General features: G+C 71.3%; 11 protein-coding genes. 5 read left to right on the forward strand and 6 right to left on the reverse strand.

The features are described from left to right. Nucleotides 1-101: 101 nt before the first annotated feature. From glgP to J7E91_RS01945, 6 genes are all read right to left on the reverse strand, one after another. Nucleotides 102-2,744, reverse strand: coding sequence for an alpha-glucan family phosphorylase (glgP, locus tag J7E91_RS01920; protein ID WP_214898524.1), 2,643 nt, complete (start codon nucleotides 2,742-2,744; stop codon nucleotides 102-104). A gap of 125 nt (nucleotides 2,745-2,869) precedes the next feature. Beyond that, on the reverse strand, nucleotides 2,870-4,156 hold the full coding sequence (locus J7E91_RS01925) for a flavin-dependent oxidoreductase (RefSeq protein WP_214898525.1): 1,287 nt from the start codon (nucleotides 4,154-4,156) through the stop codon (nucleotides 2,870-2,872). Nucleotides 4,157-4,170: 14 nt separating this feature from the next. Next, entirely contained in the window at nucleotides 4,171-5,334 is a 1,164-nt protein-coding gene (locus tag J7E91_RS01930; RefSeq protein ID WP_214898526.1) for a monodechloroaminopyrrolnitrin synthase PrnB family protein, read from the reverse strand. Nucleotides 5,335-5,637: 303 nt separating this feature from the next. Then, complete coding sequence (locus J7E91_RS01935; protein WP_214898527.1) at nucleotides 5,638-7,062, reverse strand: MFS transporter; 1,425 nt, start codon at nucleotides 7,060-7,062, stop codon at nucleotides 5,638-5,640. Beyond that, a complete protein-coding gene (locus tag J7E91_RS01940; protein ID WP_214898529.1) occupies nucleotides 7,059-8,591 on the reverse strand; it encodes a 4-hydroxyphenylacetate 3-hydroxylase family protein in 1,533 nt (510 codons plus the stop codon). Before J7E91_RS01940 ends, J7E91_RS01935 begins: the two co-directional genes overlap by 4 nt. A gap of 136 nt (nucleotides 8,592-8,727) precedes the next feature. Then, nucleotides 8,728-9,696, reverse strand: a complete 969-nt coding sequence (locus tag J7E91_RS01945; RefSeq protein ID WP_374224601.1) for an AraC family transcriptional regulator — start codon at nucleotides 9,694-9,696, stop codon at nucleotides 8,728-8,730. A gap of 127 nt (nucleotides 9,697-9,823) precedes the next feature. Here J7E91_RS01945 and J7E91_RS01950 point away from each other — a divergent pair, with 127 nt between their 5' ends. From J7E91_RS01950 to J7E91_RS01970, 5 genes are all read left to right on the forward strand, one after another. Next, the gene (locus tag J7E91_RS01950; protein ID WP_214898533.1) at nucleotides 9,824-10,762 is read left to right on the forward strand and encodes an SDR family oxidoreductase; all 939 of its coding nucleotides are present in this window, start codon (nucleotides 9,824-9,826) and stop codon (nucleotides 10,760-10,762) included. Nucleotides 10,763-10,997: 235 nt separating this feature from the next. Further along, a complete protein-coding gene (locus J7E91_RS01955) occupies nucleotides 10,998-12,206 on the forward strand; it encodes a S8 family peptidase (RefSeq protein WP_214898535.1) in 1,209 nt (402 codons plus the stop codon). 317 nt (nucleotides 12,207-12,523) lie between these two features. After that, on the forward strand, nucleotides 12,524-14,512 hold the full coding sequence (locus tag J7E91_RS01960) for an alpha-1,4-glucan--maltose-1-phosphate maltosyltransferase (RefSeq protein WP_214898537.1): 1,989 nt from the start codon (nucleotides 12,524-12,526) through the stop codon (nucleotides 14,510-14,512). Further along, complete coding sequence (gene treS, locus J7E91_RS01965) at nucleotides 14,509-16,230, forward strand: maltose alpha-D-glucosyltransferase (protein ID WP_214898539.1); 1,722 nt, start codon at nucleotides 14,509-14,511, stop codon at nucleotides 16,228-16,230. Before J7E91_RS01960 ends, treS begins: the two co-directional genes overlap by 4 nt. Nucleotides 16,231-16,433: 203 nt before the next feature. Beyond that, a complete protein-coding gene (locus J7E91_RS01970; protein WP_214898542.1) occupies nucleotides 16,434-18,077 on the forward strand; it encodes a maltokinase in 1,644 nt (547 codons plus the stop codon). Nucleotides 18,078-18,218 lie beyond the last annotated feature (141 nt).

Below are 18,218 nucleotides of genomic sequence, written 5' to 3' on the forward strand. Positions count from 1 at the left end.
AGACCCCGCTCCTCAAACGCCGGAGGGGCTGGATAGTGCCGCGTTGCGGCAACCATCCAGCCCGTCCGGCGTTTGAGGGCACGGCCGGGGCGGCCGGCGGGTCAGCGCATCAGTACGCCTGCCCCCTCCCCCGTCGCCTCCGTGGGCAGGGCCACCAGGCCCAGGTCCGCGCTGTGCGGGAGGAGGCGGTGGGACGGCAGTATGCGGACCGTGTAGCCGAAGGGGCCCGTGCGGTCGAGGGCCAGCGGGCCCTCGTACATCCAGCGGCCCTCCAGGTCCGGGCCGCCCGCCGGTTTCAGCGGGAAGGTCTGCGCCTCGCCGATCGCGTCGTCCGGGTCGACCCGGCCCGCGACCGCCTGCACCTCCACGTCGTCGGGGGACAGGGGGCCGAGAGCCACGCGTACGCGCAGGCCGAGCGTCGAGCCCAGCTCCGCGGTGCCGTTGACCGGGGTCGCCGCCAGCGCCTCGACGTGGTCCACCGCGACCCTGGGCCAGGCGGCACGCACCCGCGCCTTCCACTCCGCCAGCTCGCGGGCCGCCTCCGGGACCAGCGCCCGGTGCGCCTCGGCGGCCGGGGCGTACAGCCTCTCGACGTACTCCCGCACCATGCGCCCCGCCAGCACCTTCGGGCCGAGCCTGACCAGGGTCTGACGGACCATCTCGATCCAGCGGTCGGGCAGTCCGCCGCGCCCCCGGTCGTAGAAGCGCGGCGCGACGCGCTGCTCGATCAGCTCGTAGAGGGCGCTGGCCTCCAGGTCGTCGCGCCGGTCCTCATCCGTCGACGCGCCGTCGGCGGTCGGGATGGCCCAGCCGAAGTCCGGCTCGAACCACTCGTCCCACCAGCCGTCGAGCACCGACAGATTGAGGCAGCCGTTGAGGGCGGCCTTCATTCCGCTCGTCCCGCACGCTTCGAGTGGGCGCAGGGGATTGTTCAGCCAGACGTCGCAGCCGGGGTAGAGCTTCTTCGCCATGCCCATGCCGTAGTCGGGCAGGAAGACGATCCGGTGGCGTACCCGCGGGTCGTCCGCGAACCGCACCAGCTCCTGCACCAGCCGCTTCCCGCCGTCGTCCGCCGGGTGGGCCTTGCCCGCCACCACGATCTGCACCGGCCTGGTCGGGTGGAGCAGCATCTCCATCAGGCGGTCGCGGTCGCGCAGCATCAGGGTGAGGCGTTTGTAGGAGGGGACTCGGCGCGCGAAGCCGATCGTCAGGACGTCGGGGTCGAGCACCTCGTCGATCCACCCGAGTTCCGCGTCCCCGGCGCCGCGCTGGCGCCAGGACGCGCGCAGGCGCTCGCGTACCTCCTGCACCAGTTGTTCGCGCAGGGTGCGCCGCAGGTCCCAGATGTCGGCGTCCGCGATATCGGCGACGGAATCCCACCGGTCGGAGCCGCCGAGGGAGCCGACCGACAGGGCGTCCTCGGCACGGCCCGCGCCGATCTTCCGCGCCCCGAGGCGCATGACCTCGGGGGCGACCCAGGTCGGCGCGTGCACGCCGTTGGTGACGGAGGTGATCGGCACCTCGTCGGGGTCGAAACCGGGCCACAGGCCCGAGAACATCTGGCGGCTCACCGCGCCGTGGAGCGTGGAGACGCCGTTGGCGCGCTGGGCGAGCCGCAGGCCCATGACCGCCATGTTGAAGAGGTTCGGCTCGCCGCCGGGGTACGTCTCCATGCCGAGCTGGAGGATGCGTCCGACGTCGACGCCCGGCAGCTCGCCGTTCTCACCGAAGTGGCGCGCGACGAGCTCGCGGTCGAAGCGGTCGATGCCCGCCGGGACCGGTGTGTGCGTCGTAAAGACGGTCCCGGCACGGACCGATTCGAGAGCGGGGTCGAATTCCACCCCTTCGCCCGCCAGTTCCCTGATCCGCTCCAGGCCGAGGAAGCCGGCGTGGCCCTCGTTGGTGTGGAACACCTCGGGGGCCGGGTGGCCGGTCAGCCGGCAGTACGAGCGGACCGCCCGCACTCCGCCGATGCCGAGCAGCATCTCCTGGAGCAGCCGGTGCTCGCTGCCGCCGCCGTACAGCCGGTCGGTGACGTCGCGTTCCCCCGCCGCGTTCTCCTCGACGTCCGAGTCGAGCATCAGCAGCGGTACGCGTCCGACCCGCGCCTGCCAGATGCGGGCCCGCAGGGACCGCCCACCGGGAAGGGTGAGTGCGACCTGACTGGGGGTGCCGTCGGGCTCCCGGAGGAGGGAGACGGGGAGTTCGTTGGGGTCGAGCAGGGGGTAGTGCTCCTGCTGCCAGCCTTCCCTGGACAGGCTCTGCCGGAAGTATCCGTGGCGGTAGAGGAGCCCCACCCCGATGAGGGGTACGCCGAGGTCGCTGGCGGCCTTCAGGTGGTCGCCGGCGAGGATGCCGAGGCCGCCCGAGTACTGCGGGAGGGCGGCGGTGACTCCGAATTCGGGTGAGAAGTAGGCGACGGCGGCGGGCAGTTCCGGCGTCGCGTTCTGCGACTGGTACCACCGCCTGCCGCGCAGATAGTCGTCCAGGTCGTCTGCCACGGCGGTCAGCCTGCGCAGAAAGCGCCGGTCCTGGGCCAGCTCGGCCAGCCGCCCGGCAGGTACGGCCCCGAGCAGCCGTACGGGATCACCCCCGGAAGCTGCCCAGCCTTCGGGGTCCACGGCCTGGAACAGCTCGCGGGTCTCGGTGTGCCAGGACCATCGCAGATTGCGGGCGAGGTCGCTGAGTGGTCGTAGGGGTTCGGGAAGAACGGGGCGCACGGTGAATCGACGAATGGCCTTCACGTGTTCCACCTTCGCAGGGGACATACGAACCGGGTCGGACGCACGACGGCGTGTGCCCGGCCTTTCCCTGACGAAGGTAGTGCCACCCCGCCCCCCGCAACCACGGCGCACGGGAGCGCTGAGGATCAACGCAGGGCGTGCACCCCGACGCCGTACGGCGATCCCAGGTTGACCGTGACCGGGTCGAACGCCCCGGTCGCCGCGTACGTGGCGGCGATGGCCGCCAGCTCCTCGGGCGGGATCACCTCGTCGATGTCGGTGAAACCGCCGGGTGCCCGCTCGTGCGCCAGACTGATGACGACCTCGGGGCCGAGCCGCCGGTTGGCCCGCTGGAGTCCGGTCATCGCGGGCCTGCGTTCCGCCTCGTACGCCATCAGCGCGTCGGCCGGATCGGCGTGCCGCGCCATGGCGTGGGCGAGGGCGCGGGCGTCCACGATGGACTGGGTCGCGCCGTTGGACCCGACCGGGTACATGGCGTGGGCCGCGTCACCGATCAGCGTCGTACGGCCGTGGCTCCAGCGATCGAGGGGGTCGATGTCCACCATCGGGTATTCGAACGCGCGGTCCGATGCCCGCAGTATTTCCGGGACGCTGACGCCGTCGAACTCCCAGCCCTCGTAGTGGCGCAGGAACTTGCCGATCGGGACCGGCCGGTTCCAGTCGCCGCGCGAGTCGTCGTCGATGGACTCGGCGGGCATCGCGAGAGCCCAGTTCACCAGCACCTCCCCGGTCTCGCGGTCCGGTTCGGTCATCGGGTAGACGACGGCCTTCTGCCGGTCGGATCCCGCGATGAACATGAACGTGGCCGTACGGTCGGCGGGCATCCGCGAGGTGCCGCGCCACACGAGCATGCCGTTCCACGACGGCTCGCCGCTGCCCGGGTGGAGCGCGGCGCGGACGGCGGAGCGGATGCCGTCGGCACCGATCAGTACGTCCGGCTCAAGAACGGCGCTTCCGCGGGTCCCGCCGTCGCGGTGCTCCAGCTTCACGTGCGCGCGGCCGTCCGGCAGCGTGGTCAGCCCGGATACGCGGACGCCGCCGACGATGGCGTCCGCGCCCAGCCGCTTCCGTACCGCGTCGGCGAGCGTCAGCTGGAGGTGGCCGCGGTGGATGGACAGCTGCGGCCAGTGGTAGCCGGCGTCGAGACCGCGCGGGTCGCGGGAGATCAGGCCGCCGGAGCAGTGGTAGTAGCGCAGCTCGCGGGTGCGTACGGCCTGCTGTTCGAGTACGTCGAGGAGCCCGAGCGCGTCGAGTTCGCGCACGGCGTTGGGCATGATGTTCAGCCCGGCGCCGACCGGCTGGATCTCGCGCGCCGCCTCGACCACGGTGATCCGGTCGAAGCCGGCCGCGTGCAGGCTCAGGGCGGCGGTGAGTCCGGCTATGCCGCCGCCTGCGATCAGTATGTGCGTCATGGGTGGGTAGCCCTTCAGGCGTTCGATGCGACCGGGGTGCGCGGCCGTGCGGTGGCGCGGCGCACCAGGGTCTCGTTGTCCCGGGTCAGGTCGAGGACGGAACGCAGCAGCTCGATGGGGGCGCCGCCGGAGCCCACCTCGTAGAGCCGCACCTCCTCGCTGTACGCCTTGCGGGCGATGCCGATGTGGCGGGCCCGGAAGGTCTTGAGGATGCGCAGTACGCGGGCGAGGGAGATGGCGGAGGCCGCGAGCCGCGGGGACAGCCGGTCCGCGTTCTCCCAGTCGATGGCGGTGGACAGCTTGGAGACGGCGGAGGTGCCGACGCGGTGCGCGGCGTAGAAGTCGCGCCAGCACGGCAGGGAGTACTGCACCGACTCGGCGAGAAAGCGGTCGTACTCCGGGCTGCTGTGGTCGCACTGCCACAGCGTCAGGTCGACCAGCCACAGCGGCACCTGTGCGGCGGCCGGGCCGAGGTAGTCGATGCCCGCTACGTCGATCTCCTCGAAGTACGGGCGCAGGACCCGCGCGAAGAAGACCGGCGAGACGTTGGCGACGGTGAAGTCGATGGAGTCGACCATGGACTGGACGTGCTGCGCGGTGCGGTCGAGGGCGAGGGCGAAGCTCGGATCGTGCGGTTCGAGGCGGGCCAGCGCGGCGCAGGTGTCGAGCGAGGCGGCGAGACTGGGGAAGACCATGCGGACGGCGTCCTGGAGGTTGCCCTCCATCTCCTCACCGGTGTACATGCGCCGGCGGGCGCCGATGGGGTTCCACGTCGTGTAGTGGTGCACGGTGTCGCGCGGCACCATGTCGGTACGCCGCCCGAGCGCCTCCAGGACGGGCAGGGCCTCGGGTACGACGGCCAGCGGCTCGGTGCCGTGCCGTTTGAGCGAGCCGAGGATCATGCCGAGGTCGCGCATGGCACCGAGCGACTCGACGACGCTCCACCGGTCGACGGTGGCGGGGAGCGGCAGGAGGGTCCGAAGGGCGACGGTGAGAGCCGGGACGTCGGCGTCGCGGTTCATCGCGGGCAGTACGGCGAGCAGCGGGTCGGCGGCCAGTGGGTCGGCCTCGCGTATCTCGGATATCCGGTAACGCGGCTCGCGCAGTGCGTCAAGACCGGGCGCGACGAGGTCGACGGCGTTCCGCAGCTCAGTGAGGTGCGTGAGGTGCGTGGTCATGGGATGCCCCCCTCGGGCAATGGGATTCGGTGGATGCCATGCGGTGCGGCCGACGGCGTGGTTCCGCCGCGGTGTGGGCGCGGCGGAGGTTTGCGCAGTGCGGTGATGCGGTCCCTGGTGGCGGCCCCGGATCGATCGCGACGGCGGCTCGTGGCCGGCCGTCGCGTGGTGCCGGTCAGCGCCGGGGTGTCCCGTACTCCGGGCAGCGCTGCCCGTTCCGTACGGCACGCCCTGGCGCGCACCGGCGCGCGGCGAGTCCCGCGCGCGGGCGGGCGGCGCCCCTCAACGCCGCCCGCCGCAGCCTCACTTCAAGGCGTCCTCCACCTGCTCCCGGGGTGCCGGGAGATCGGCCGGTGCTGGGAGGCGCAACCGGGTGGAGAGCAGTGCGGCCACGCCCGCGAAGGCGGCGCCGACGAGGAGCGCGGCCCTGAAGCCCGCGGTCTCGGCCGTGACGGCGGCGCTGGTGGACGCGTCCGTGACGGCGGTGGAGACGGCGACCAGGACGGCGAGGCCGAGGACCGAGCCGAACTGCTGGCTGGTGTTGACGAGCCCGGAGGCGAGCCCCGTCTCCTCGGGCGACGCCTCGGCCGTCGCGGCCACATTGGTGGTGACCATGACCAGGGGCAGGGCGACGCCGAGTACCAGGCTGGGGGCGAGGACGGTGGTGAAGAAGGTGTCTTCCGCGGCGAGCGCGAGGGCCAGCCAGGCCGTACCGGCGAAGAGCAGCCCGAAGCCGAGCGTCATCGTGGACCGCAGGCCGAGCCCGGCGATGAGGCGCCCGCTCTGCGGCGCGGTGACGACGACGACGACCGACAGCGGCAGCAGCCCGAGCCCGCCGAAGAGCGGCGAGTGGCCGAGCACGCTCTGGAGGTACAGGCTGACGAGGAAGAACATCGGGAAGAGAGCCATCTGGGCGAGCGCGCTCAGCACATTGGCGAGCCGCAGCGCGGGCCGCCGCAGCACGCCGGGTGGCACCAGCGGACGCGCGATCTTCCCTTCGAGTACGGCGAAGGCGGCGAGCAGCAGCAGTCCGCCGCCACCGGCGGCGAGCGTCCGCCCGCTGGTCCACCCCGCCTCGCCCGCGCCGACGAGCGCGTACGCGATCAGACCGAGCCCACCGGTGGCGGTGAGCGCGCCGCCGAGGTCGAAGCCGCGCTCGGCGGAGCGCGTACCGCCGTCGAGGAGGCGCAGGGCGAGCAGGCCGAGCACCAGCCCGACGAGCACGTTGAGCCAGAAGGTGGAGCGCCAGCCGAGCAGGTCGGTGAGGACCCCGCCCAGCACGGTTCCCAGTACGCCGCCGAGGCCGCCCATCGCGGCGAACGCGCCGAGTGCCTTGTGCCGCCCGGGCCCGTCCGGGAAGAGGATCAGCAGCAGGGCGAACGCGGCCGCCGCGGCCAGCGCGGCGCCCACGCCCTGGACGGCGCGGGCGGCGATCAGCGCGCCGGAGGTCTGGGCGATCCCGCCGACGGCGGAGGCGGCGGCAAGCAGGCCGAGACCGGCCACGAAGAGCCGTCGGTGGCCGAGGAGATCGGCGGTACGCCCGCCGAGCAGGAGCAGCCCGCCGAAGGTGATGAGGTAGGCGTTGGCCACCCACGACAGTCCCGCCGAGCCCGAGCCGAGATCCTCACCGATGGAGGGCAGCGCGACGTTGATGATCGCGGTGTCCATGATGAGCAGCAGCTGGGTGGAGGCGAGCAGCGCGAGGGCCGCCTTCACAGAGCCCTTCACCGATTCGCGCCTCGCCCTGCGGTGTTTCGGCCGGGGGTCCGGGGGTCGTCCCCCGGGAAAGCACCGGGCGCCGGGCGCTCCCCGCCGCCCGGCCCCAGCGTGTAGCCGTCGAGGCAGGCCTGCGCGAGCGACTCGCAGGCGTCGGTGTCGCCCTCCCACACCTGCTGCATCAGGTAGATGTGCGGGGCGCCGTGGTAGAAGCGCTCGTACTGCTCGTGCCGTCCGGCGAACTCCGAACCGAGCGCGTCCCAGGCCAGCTTGAGCAGCTTGATCCGGTCCTCGGCGGGGTGTCCGGGCGAGCGGATGTATTTCTTGACGAGCGGCCCGAGCTCCGGGTGCAGCAGGTCCTCGGCGGAGGCGGGCAGCTGGATGACGCCGCCGCCCGCGAGCATCTTGATCTCCTGCACGGCCTGCGGGTAGAGCTCACCGGCCATGATGCGCTGCGCGAAGGAGATCTCCTTGCCGGGCTTGACGCCCTGCCCGCCCTCGACGTTCTCGTACGACGCCTCCGCGGCCAGCACGAAGGCCTTCGCCTGGGCGACCTTGCCCATCAGCCGGCCGATGGCCTGGGTGACGGGCGGCAGCTGGTAGGTGTTGTTGGCCTTAGTGATGAGGATGGCGAGGCCGGTGAGGAATTCGAGCTTGGTCCAGAAGCGGGTCGCCGCCTGGTGCACGAAGTTGACGTACGCCGGGGTCTGCCACCACATCGTGAAGCTCGCGTCGACGTTGCGGTAGGCGAGGACGTTCTCCCACGGTACGAAGACGTCCTCGCAGACCAGCAGGGCGTCGTTCTCGTCGAAGCGGGAGGACAGCGGGTTGTCGAAGACGCTGCGCGCCTGCGCCTCGTACGACGTACGGGAGAGGAATTTCAGTCCCGGGGTGTCGATCGGCACGGAGAAGCAGACGGCGTGCTCGATGTCCTGCGGGGCGAGCGGCTCGATGGTCCCGACGATGACCTCGTTGCCGAAGACGGCGCCGGTGCCGATCATCTTGGCGCCGCGTACGACGATCCCGCCGTCGCGCTCCGCGACGACGCGGACCACCAGGTCGTCCTCCTCCTGCTCGGAGGCGGACCTGGTGCGGTCGATCTGCGGATTGGTGATGGTGAAGGTGGGGTAAAGGTCGCCCTCGGCGAGCCGCCGGTGGTAGGCGAGGGCGTTCGGGGCTCCGTCGAACGACTCCGTGGTGAAGACCTGCGGGAGCGCGGCGAATCCGGTGGCTCCGGCGGCCATGTAGTCGGGCGTACGGCCGAGGAAGCCGAAGCTGGCCTCCGCCCACACCTTGTGGGCCCGGCGGCGGGCGACCAGGTCCTCGTACGATCGCGGGATCGCGTAGGCGCGGTGCACGCCCTGCGACGTGAGCACGGGTGTGTGCTCGGAGTCGTGTGCGAGGTCGAAGAGGCGGGCGATGGATCCCGCGGTGTTGCGGAAGGCCGGGTGCCGGGTGACGTCCTTGACCCGCTCGCCGTCCAGCCACACCTCTCGGCCGTCTCGCAGCGATTCCAGATAATCCTGACCGGACCTCGTCACCAATTCTCCTCATACGGAACGGCAATGCCGCTGCCGAGCCTGTCTGGCCGCGCCCGCCCCGGCAATGAACACCCGTCCACCGGTCCTTATGAACCGGCCAGTCCGGTGCGGGTGGCCGGCCGGCCCGCAGGGCCTCTTACGCCGGCCCCGCCGCGATCCGGTACTCGCCAGGCGTCGTGCCGAACCACTTGCGGAACGCGAGGTGGAAGCCCACCGAGCTCTGGTAACCGACCCGCTGCGGCACCGCCGACTGCGCCACCGTCGTCTCCCTCAGCAGCCGCGCCGCCTCCTGCATCCGCCGCCCCGTCAGGTGCCGCGCCGGCGCGTCCCCGACCAGGGTGCGGAAGGCGGCGGTGAAGGCGGACCTGGACATGCCGACCTCGCGGGCCAGCGACTCGATCGTCCACGGCTCCGCGAACCGGGTCGCGATGATCACCATCGCCCTGCTGATGCCGGGGTGCCGCAGCACCGGCAGCGCTGCCGGGTTGTCGGCCAGTTGGCGCAGCAGCGGCCGCAGCGCCAGCACCAGCGCCATCTCGAACGCGCGCAGCGTGATGAGCCGGTCGCCGGGCCCGACGGGCCGGTCCGGCGCCGCGAGCAGGCGCAACGTGTCACGCAGCAGCGGTTCGGCGGCGACCTGCGGGCCGTCGAGCACCAGGGCCCACGGCAGCGCCTTGTAGAGGCCGGTCGCGGCGCTCGCGTCGTAGTGCAGCCCGGCGCACAGCAGCCGGCTCTCCGGTCCGCTGCCCTCGATCCTGATCTCGCCGGACGTACCGGGCTGGCGCTCGGGCAGCACGGCGCGCAGCGGCATGCCCTGCCGGTCCGGCCGGTCGGAGAGGCGGTGCGCGGTCCCGGTCGGGAAGACGGCGAGGTCGCCCACGTTCAGTTCGAGGGGGGTCTGGCCCTCGCCGCTGATCCAGCAGCCGCCCTCGACGATGTAGTGGAGTACGGCGCAGCTCTGCTCGGCGTCACCCTCGATGGCCCACGGGGCGTTCACATGCCAGCGGCTGTCGAAAACGCCGGTGAGGCGCAAAGGCTTCAACAGCTCGCTGAGCAGGTCGTCGCTTTCGCCGCTTTCGCCGCCTTCGTCGCCTGGTCGTTCCATCGCGTCCATTGGACGATCCCTCAACCCTCGCCCCGGTTTGTTAATTGATCGGCCGAAGCCCCCGCCGCCAGCCTGGAAAGGCCGTTCACGGCAACAGCCTCACCCTATCGAAGGGCTCTAGACACTCATGTCCGATCACATTCCGATGCGCGTCGCGGTCGTGGGGGCGACCGGCTTCCAGGGCGGCGCGGTGGCCCGCCTGCTGGTGGAGCGGAACCACCGCGTCCGCACACTGACCCGCAAGTCCGAGAGCGAGCGCCCCGAGCTCGGGGGAGCCGCCTTCGTCCTTGGCGACCTCGCGAACGCGGACGACGTACGCCACCTCTTCGAGCGCGCCACGCACGCCTCGGTCGTGATGCCGCTGGTGTACGACACCGAGACGGTCAGGACGTACGCCCGGAACATCGCGGACGCGGCCCGTGGGGCCGGAGTGCGGAGAGTTGTCTACAACTCCAACACCCGCGTCCCCGAGGCCTCCACCAATGTGGCGGCCTTCGAGACCCGGCGGCTCGCCGAGACCGTACTGCGCGAGGGCCTGCGCGGGAGCGGTGTGGAGCTGGTCGTGCTGCGGCCGCCGGTCTACCTCGACAACCTCTTCAGCCCGTGGAACGGCCCGGCGCTGGCGAGGGACGGCGTACTCGCCTACCCGCTGCCCGCCGACACGAGGACCGCCTGGATCTCCCACCGGGATCTCGCCGAGGCCGTGTACGCGGCGCTGACCGCGGACGGTGTCGCCGGCCGCACGCTGGACATCGGCGGCTCGCAGAGCCTGACCGGGGACGAGCTCGCGACGGCCTTCGCGCAGGGGCTCGGCCGCGACGTGCACTACGTACCGCTGCCGCCGCACGTCTTCGAGGAGGGACTGGCGCAGGCCATCGGACCCCGGGCGGCGGCCGGTGTGGCGGGCATCTACCACTACATGGCGAGCGGCGCGGGCCCCGAGCTGATGGCGGGAGACGACGGCAGCGCCGCCGAGGCGCTCTGCGTGAAGCCGGCACCGGTCGACGAGTGGGTGGCCAGGCAGCCGTGGCAGATCTGGGCCGACGACGCGACCGCGGTCTCCTAGTCCTCCCCTTTCGGGTCCTCCCCTTTTTGGAAGACCTGCGGACAACCTGAGTGATCACCTCCTCAATGCCCTCACCGGCGATATGGCCAATTCCGGCCCCGCGTGCGGTCTTGTAGTGCTTCACAGCGCACGAGAGGCTGCCCAGAGGCGTCTGCGGCAGCACCACGGGGGGCCGGCCGAGAGGGCCGCACCAACTCCGCAGTACGTGCGCCAAGTTGAGGAGGGGACTCAGCACATGGCACAAACGCGCAATTCCCGCCCGCGCCTCGCGGGAGCCGTCACCGCTGTCACCACGGCAGCGGTTCTCTCGGCCATCACGCTGCCCGCGCAGGCCGCCCCGGCCGAGGGGCGAATACTGGGAGCCGGCGCACCCGGCTCGGTCGGCAACAGCTACATCGTCACGCTCAAGACCGGACCGGGGGGAATCAAGGCTCCCTCCGAGGCCGGCAGCGACCTCGCGCAGCGGTACGGGGCGACCATCAAGCACACGTACAGCACCGCGCTCAACGGTTACGCGGTGAGAGCGGACGAGGCGGAGGCCAAGCGCCTCGCGGCCGACCCGAACGTCGCCTCCGTGGTCCAGGACACCAAGGTGTCGCTGGCCGGCACCCAGCAGAACCCGACGTGGGGCCTGGACCGGCTCGACCAGCCCGGCCTCCCCCTGGACAAGTCGTACACGTATCCCGACAGCGCCGGCGGCGGCGTGAACGTGTACGTCATCGACACCGGTATCCGCTCGTCCCACCAGGACTTCGGCGGCCGGGCGAGCAGCGGCTGGGACTTCGTCGACAACGACGCCACCGCCCAGGACGGCAACGGTCACGGCACGCACGTCGCCGGCACCGTCGCGGGCCAGACGTACGGCGTCGCGAAGAAGGCCGAGGTGGTCGGCGTACGGGTGCTCGACAACGCCGGCTCCGGTACGACGGCCCAGGTCATCGCGGGCATCGACTGGGTGACCAAGAACGCCAGGAAGCCGGCCGTGGCGAACATGAGCCTCGGCGGTTTCGCCAACGCCCAGCTGGACGCGGCCGTACGCAACTCGATCGCGTCCGGCGTCACGTACACGGTCGCGGCGGGCAACGACGGGCTGCCGGCGAACCTGTACTCGCCGGCCCGCGTCGCGGAAGCGGTCACGGTCGGCGCGACGGACGTCAAGGACGCGCGTGCGAGCTTCTCGAACTGGGGTCCGCAGCTCGACCTGTTCGCCCCCGGAGTGGCGATCTCGTCCGCCTGGAACACGGGTGACACGGCGACAAAGACCATATCCGGTACGTCGATGGCGGCCCCGCACACCGCGGGCGCGGCGGCGCTGTACCTGGCCGGTCACGCGTCGGCGACCCCGGCGGACGTGAGCCGGGCGCTGACCGAGAAGGCGGCCAAGGACAAGGTCACCGGCGCGGGCCTCGCCTCGCCGAACCGCCTGCTCCAGGTGAACAACTGATCGCAGCGGCACACTCGCACACCGGAAAACGGACGGCCCCGCCCGAAAGGCGGGGCCGTTTCTTTTCGGCATTCTTACGCGGCGGTAGTTAACAAACCCCCGGATTGCGCACCCGTGGTACGAGGGAAGGCTCCTCCGGTACGCACCCCCACGTACCCAAGTCGGCCCAAGTCGGTCCACCCGAGTGAACGTGGACAGGAGCGGTGATGCCCGCACCCCGCCAGTCGCCAACGGAGCAGATAAAAAGGACAGACCCCAAGAAAGCCCCCGAACGCGAGCCGCGCTCGTCCGCGGCCGCACAGCCCCCAGGTGAGCCAATGATCGGTCGCATCCCTGTCCTGGACGTACGTCCCGCCGTCGACTGCGGCAGAAGGCCGGCGAAGGCGGTGGCCGGTGAGACGTTCGAAGTCACCGCCACCGTCTTCCGCGAGGGTCACGACGCCGTCGCCGCCAACGTCGTCCTGCGTGACCCGGCGGGCCGGGAGGGGCCCTGGACGCCGATGCGCGAACTCGCGCCGGGCACCGACCGGTGGGGCGCGCGCGTGACGCCCCTCGCCGAGGGTCAGTGGACGTACGCCGTGGAGGCCTGGTCGGATCCCGTGGCGACCTGGCGCCACAACGCCCGCATCAAAGTCCCGGCGGGCCAGGACACCGAGCTCGTACTCGCGGAGGGGGCGGAGCTGTACGAGCGGGCCGCCTCCGGTGTGCCGAAGAAGGACGGGCGTGAGGCGGTCCTGGCCGCCGTCGACGCGCTGCGCGACACCGCGAAGCCCCCCGCCGCCCGGCTCGCCGCCGCGCTCGACCCGGAGGCGGACGCCGCGCTCGGCCGCCACCCGCTGCGCGAGCTGGTCACCTCCTCACCCGAGATGCCGCTGCTCGTCGAGCGCGAGCGCGCGCTCTTCGGCTCCTGGTACGAGTTCTTCCCGCGCTCCGAGGGCGTCCGTACCGACAAACGGGGGAAGCAGACCGGCGGAACGTTCAAGACGGCCGCCGAGCGGCTGCCCGCCGTGGCCGCGATGGGCTTCGACGTGGTGTACCTGCCGCCCATTCACCCCATCGGCACCACGCACCGCAAGGGCCCCAACAACACCCTGTCGGCATCGGCCCGGGACGTCGGCGTGCCCTGGGCGATCGGTTCGAAGGACGGCGGCCACGACGCGATCCACCCCGGCCTCGGCACCTTCGAGGACTTCGACGCCTTCGTCGCGCGCGCCCGGGACCTGCGCATGGAGATCGCACTGGACTTCGCGCTCCAGTGCTCGCCCGACCACCCCTGGGTCAAGGAGCACCCGGAGTGGTTCCACCACCGCGCCGACGGCTCGATCGCGTACGCCGAGAACCCGCCGAAGAAGTACCAGGACATCTACCCGATCGCGTTCGACGCCGACATGCCCGGCCTGGTCCGCGAGACGCTGCGGGTGCTGCGGCTGTGGATGAGCCACGGGGTACGGATCTTCCGCGTCGACAATCCGCACACCAAGCCGGTGGTCTTCTGGGAGAAGGTCATCGCGGACATCAACCGCACCGACCCCGACGTGATCTTCCTCGCCGAGGCCTTCACCCGCCCCGCGATGATGCACACCCTGGCGGCGGTCGGCTTCCAGCAGTCGTACACGTACTTCACCTGGCGCAACACCAAGCAGGAACTGACCGAGTACCTCACGGAGCTCACCGGCGACGCCGCTTCGTACATGCGTCCCAATTTCTTCGTGAACACCCCGGACATCCTGCACGCCTACCTCCAGCACGGCGGCCGTCCCGCCTTCGAGGTACGGGCCGTGCTCGCCGCGACCCTGGCGCCCTCGTGGGGCGTGTACGCGGGCTACGAGCTGTGCGAGAACACCCCGGCCAAGCCGGGCAGCGAGGAGTACCTGGACTCGGAGAAGTACCAACTGCGGCCGCGCGACTGGGAGTCGGCCGAACGCGAGGGCCGCACCATCGCCCCGCTGATCACCACCCTCAACCGCGTGCGCCGCCGTCACCCGGCGCTTCAGCAGCTGCGCGATCTGCACTTCCACCACGCCGACAACGACGCGGTCATCGCGTACTCGAAGCGCTCCGGTTCGAACATCGTTGTGGTGGTCGTCAACCTCGACCCTCACCACACCCAGGAGGCCACGGTCTCGTTGGACATGCCGGAACTCGGCCTCGACTGGTCCGACTCCGTCCCGGTGCGCGACGAGCTCACCGGCGAGACCTACCACTGGGGCAGGGCCAACTATGTGCGCCTCGAGCCGGGCCGTACGCCCGCGCACATCGTCGTCCTGCGACCGTCCCCGCCGATCGGAGGGTCACCCACATCATGATCGTCAATGAGCCCGTCCACGACACGTTCGAGGACACGCCCGCCAAGGACCGCGACCCGGAGTGGTTCAAGCGAGCGGTGTTCTACGAAGTGCTCGTCCGTTCCTTCCAGGACAGCAACGGAGACGGCGTAGGCGACCTCAAGGGCATCACCGCCAAGCTGGACTACCTCCAATGGCTCGGCGTCGACTGCCTCTGGCTGCCGCCGTTCTTCAAGTCACCGCTGCGCGACGGCGGTTACGACGTATCGGACTACACGTCCGTCCTCCCCGAGTTCGGCGACCTGGCCGACTTCGTGGAGTTCGTGGACGCCGCGCACCACCGTGGCATGCGCGTCATCATCGACTTTGTCATGAACCACACGAGCGACCAGCATCCGTGGTTCCAGGAGTCGAGGTCCGATCCGGAGGGGCCGTACGGCGACTACTACGTCTGGGCCGACGACGACAAGCAGTACCAGGACGCCCGGATCATCTTCGTCGACACGGAGACGTCCAACTGGACCTTCGACCCCGTCCGCAAGCAGTACTTCTGGCACCGCTTCTTCTCCCACCAGCCGGACCTCAACTACGAGAACCCGGCCGTGCAGGAGGAGATGATCTCCGCCCTGCGCTTCTGGCTCGACCTGGGCATCGACGGCTTCCGCCTCGACGCCGTTCCCTACCTCTACCAGGAGGAGGGAACCAACTGCGAGAACCTCCCCCGCACCCACCAGTTCCTGAAGCGGGTGCGCAAGGAGATCGACGCGTCCTACCCGGACACCGTGATCCTCGCCGAGGCCAACCAGTGGCCGGAAGACGTCGTCGACTACTTCGGCGACTTCAAAAAGGGCGGCGACGAGTGCCACATGGCCTTCCACTTCCCTGTCATGCCGCGCATCTTCATGGCCGTACGCCGCGAATCGCGCTACCCGGTCTCCGAAGTCCTGGCCAAGACCCCGGCCATCCCGTCCAACTGCCAGTGGGGCATCTTCCTGCGCAACCACGACGAGCTGACCCTCGAAATGGTCACGGACGAAGAGCGCGACTACATGTACGCGGAGTACGCCAAGGACCCGCGGATGCGCGCCAACATCGGCATCCGCCGGCGGCTCGCACCCCTCCTCGACAACGACCGCAACCAGATCGAGCTGTTCACGGCGCTGCTCCTGTCCCTCCCCGGTTCGCCGATCCTGTACTACGGCGACGAGATCGGGATGGGCGACAACATCTGGCTCGGTGACCGGGACGCCGTACGCACACCCATGCAGTGGACGCCCGACCGCAACGCCGGCTTCTCGTCCTGTGACCCGGGACGGCTCTTCCTCCCCACGATCATGGACCCCGTCTACGGGTACCAGGTCACCAACGTCGAGGCGGCGATGACCTCGCCCTCCTCGCTGCTGCACTGGACCCGGCGGATGATCGAGATCCGCAAGCAGAACCGGGCCTTCGGACTCGGCTCGTACACCGAGCTGCCGTCGACCAACCCCGCGGTGATCGCGTTCCTGCGCGAGTACAAGGACGACCTCGTGCTGTGCGTCCACAACTTCTCGCGCTTCCCGCAGCCGACGGAACTGGATCTCCAGGCCTTCAACGGACGGCATCCGGTCGAACTGATCGGTGGGGTGCGTTTCCCGGCCATCGGCGAATGGCCGTATCTGCTGACCCTCGCAGGTCACGGCTTCTACTGGTTCCGGCTGCGCAAGGACGCGTCGCCGCTCCCGGCCAAGCGCGCCTGAAGTGCCTTCTGCGGCGGGGCGGTTTCCCCCGCCCCGCTGTGGGCACTCATCCCGTCATATCGGGTCCGTACGGACGATCCCCGACCCGACACTTCCCGCGTTTCGGCTGCGGGGAGAACCCCACGCACCGCCCGGACAGCTACGGTCGCAATCCGGGACACTCTGCGCATCCTGTGGTGTGCCCGGGGAAAGGACGCGATGCCATGTCGGAGGCTGCATCCACCCGGAGTACGGCCGCCCGCCGCGCCACTCCTCCAGCCCCACCCCCGGCGCTGCTCCCCTCGCTGGCGCCGCTGCTGTACGAATGGCTGCCCAGGCAGCGGTGGTTCGCGGGCAAGGGACGCCCGGTCACCGGGTTCTCGCTCGTCGCCGCCACGGAGTTGCTGCCCTCGTCCGGCGGCGTTACGGGCGCTCCCGGTCTGCTGCATCTGCTGGTGAGCGTCCAGCAGCCCGCCGCGGCCACGCACGGTCCGCCGGCGCCACCGGTGGCCGACTGCTACCAACTGCTGCTCGGTGTACGGTCCGCGCTGCCGCCGCGGCTCGCGCCGGCCCTGATCGGGCACGCCCAGGAGGGTCCGCTGGAGGGTCTCACCGTCTACGACGCGCTTCTGGACCCGCGCCTGGCCGGTCTGCTCCTGGAACGGCTGCGCAACACCGGTGCGCGGGGGGCGCTGCGCTTCGAGCGGGACCCGTCGGTCGTCATTCCGCCCGGTCTCACACCCAGGCCGCTCGGCGCCGAGCAGTCCAACTCGTCTCTCGTCTATGGAGATTCGTTCATTCTCAAGGTCTTCCGCCGGGTCAGCCCCGGCTCCAACCCCGATCTGGAGCTGCCGCTCGCCCTCGCCCGCAAGGGCTGCGAGCGGGTGCCGGCGCCGGTCGCCTGGTACGAGGCCGACAACGCCGACGATCCCTACGAGCCGTACACCCTCGGGGTCCTGCAGCCCTTCCTGCGCGGCTCGGAGGACGGCTGGCAGCGCGCGCTGCGGGCCCTCGCCGTCGGCAACGACTTCACCGCCGACGCGCAGGCGCTGGGCCGGGCCACCGCCGAGGTGCACACCGCGCTCGCCGGCGCCCTGCCGACGGTGATGCTGCGCAAGCAGCAGACCGAGGCGCTGGCGGCGGCGATGACCGAACGCCTCGACGCGGCGGCGCAGGCGGTGCCGGCGCTCGTCCCGTACGTCCCCGCCCTGCGCACCGCCTTCGACGCGTTCGCGGCGCGGGGGCGGGCCGGGCGGGCCTGGCCGGCCCAGCGGGTCCACGGCGACCTGCACCTGGGCCAGGCGCTGCGCGCACCCGGCGGCGAGTGGTCGGTCATCGACTTCGAGGGCGAGCCGTCGCGCCCCCTCGCGGAGCGGCGCCGCCCGCAACCGGTCGTACGCGATGTGGCGGGCATGCTGCGGTCGTTCGACTACGCCGCCCGCTCGCACCAGCCATGGGACGCGGACTGGGCGACGCGGTGCCGTGAGGCGTTCTGCGACGGGTACGCGAAGGCGTCGGGGACCGACCCCCGTGACGAGCCGGAGCTGCTCAGGGCGTACGAGACGGACAAGGCGGTGTACGAGGTCCTCTACGAGGCCCGGCACCGCCCGGACTGGCTCCCGGTCCCCCTGGCCGCCATCCACCGCCTGGCCTCGTCGTCGCCCGGCGCCCGCACCCCCGGCCACCGCCCGGAAACCACCACACACCGCACCACTGGCCCGCTGCCCGGAACACCCAGGCACAGCGCCCCCACCCGGCCGCCGGGAACGCCCCCGCACAGCGGCCCCGCCCCGTCCTCGGACACCGCGGCCCACCGCGCGTCCGACCCGCCCCCGGACACCGACCACACCCCGGGACCGACACCATGACCCCTCTCCCGCCGACACCGGTGACGCGTACTTTGCCCCGGCCCGGTCTCCGGGGGCTGCGTGCAGCGCAGCCGTCCGGGGCCGCCCGTGGGCGCCTGTGGCTCCGGCGCGCGGCCGGGCCGCCGCGCCCGGGCGCCGCCG

Origin of the sequence: Streptomyces sp. ISL-99 (genome assembly GCF_018614005.1) — a bacterium.
GTDB lineage: Bacteria > Actinomycetota > Actinomycetes > Streptomycetales > Streptomycetaceae > Streptomyces > Streptomyces flavidovirens.

Coding starts and splice junctions, on each gene's coding strand:
- J7E91_RS01960 (WP_214898537.1), top strand. CDS start 12,524: ATGATCGGTCGCATCCCTGTCCTGGACGTACGTCCCGCCGTCGACTGC.
- J7E91_RS01930 (WP_214898526.1), bottom strand. CDS start 5,334: ATGACCACGCACCTCACGCACCTCACTGAGCTGCGGAACGCCGTCGAC.
- treS (WP_214898539.1), top strand. CDS start 14,509: ATGATCGTCAATGAGCCCGTCCACGACACGTTCGAGGACACGCCCGCC.
- J7E91_RS01925 (WP_214898525.1), bottom strand. CDS start 4,156: ATGACGCACATACTGATCGCAGGCGGCGGCATAGCCGGACTCACCGCC.
- J7E91_RS01945 (WP_374224601.1), bottom strand. CDS start 9,696: ATGGAACGACCAGGCGACGAAGGCGGCGAAAGCGGCGAAAGCGACGAC.
- J7E91_RS01970 (WP_214898542.1), top strand. CDS start 16,434: ATGTCGGAGGCTGCATCCACCCGGAGTACGGCCGCCCGCCGCGCCACT.
- J7E91_RS01955 (WP_214898535.1), top strand. CDS start 10,998: ATGGCACAAACGCGCAATTCCCGCCCGCGCCTCGCGGGAGCCGTCACC.
- J7E91_RS01950 (WP_214898533.1), top strand. CDS start 9,824: ATGTCCGATCACATTCCGATGCGCGTCGCGGTCGTGGGGGCGACCGGC.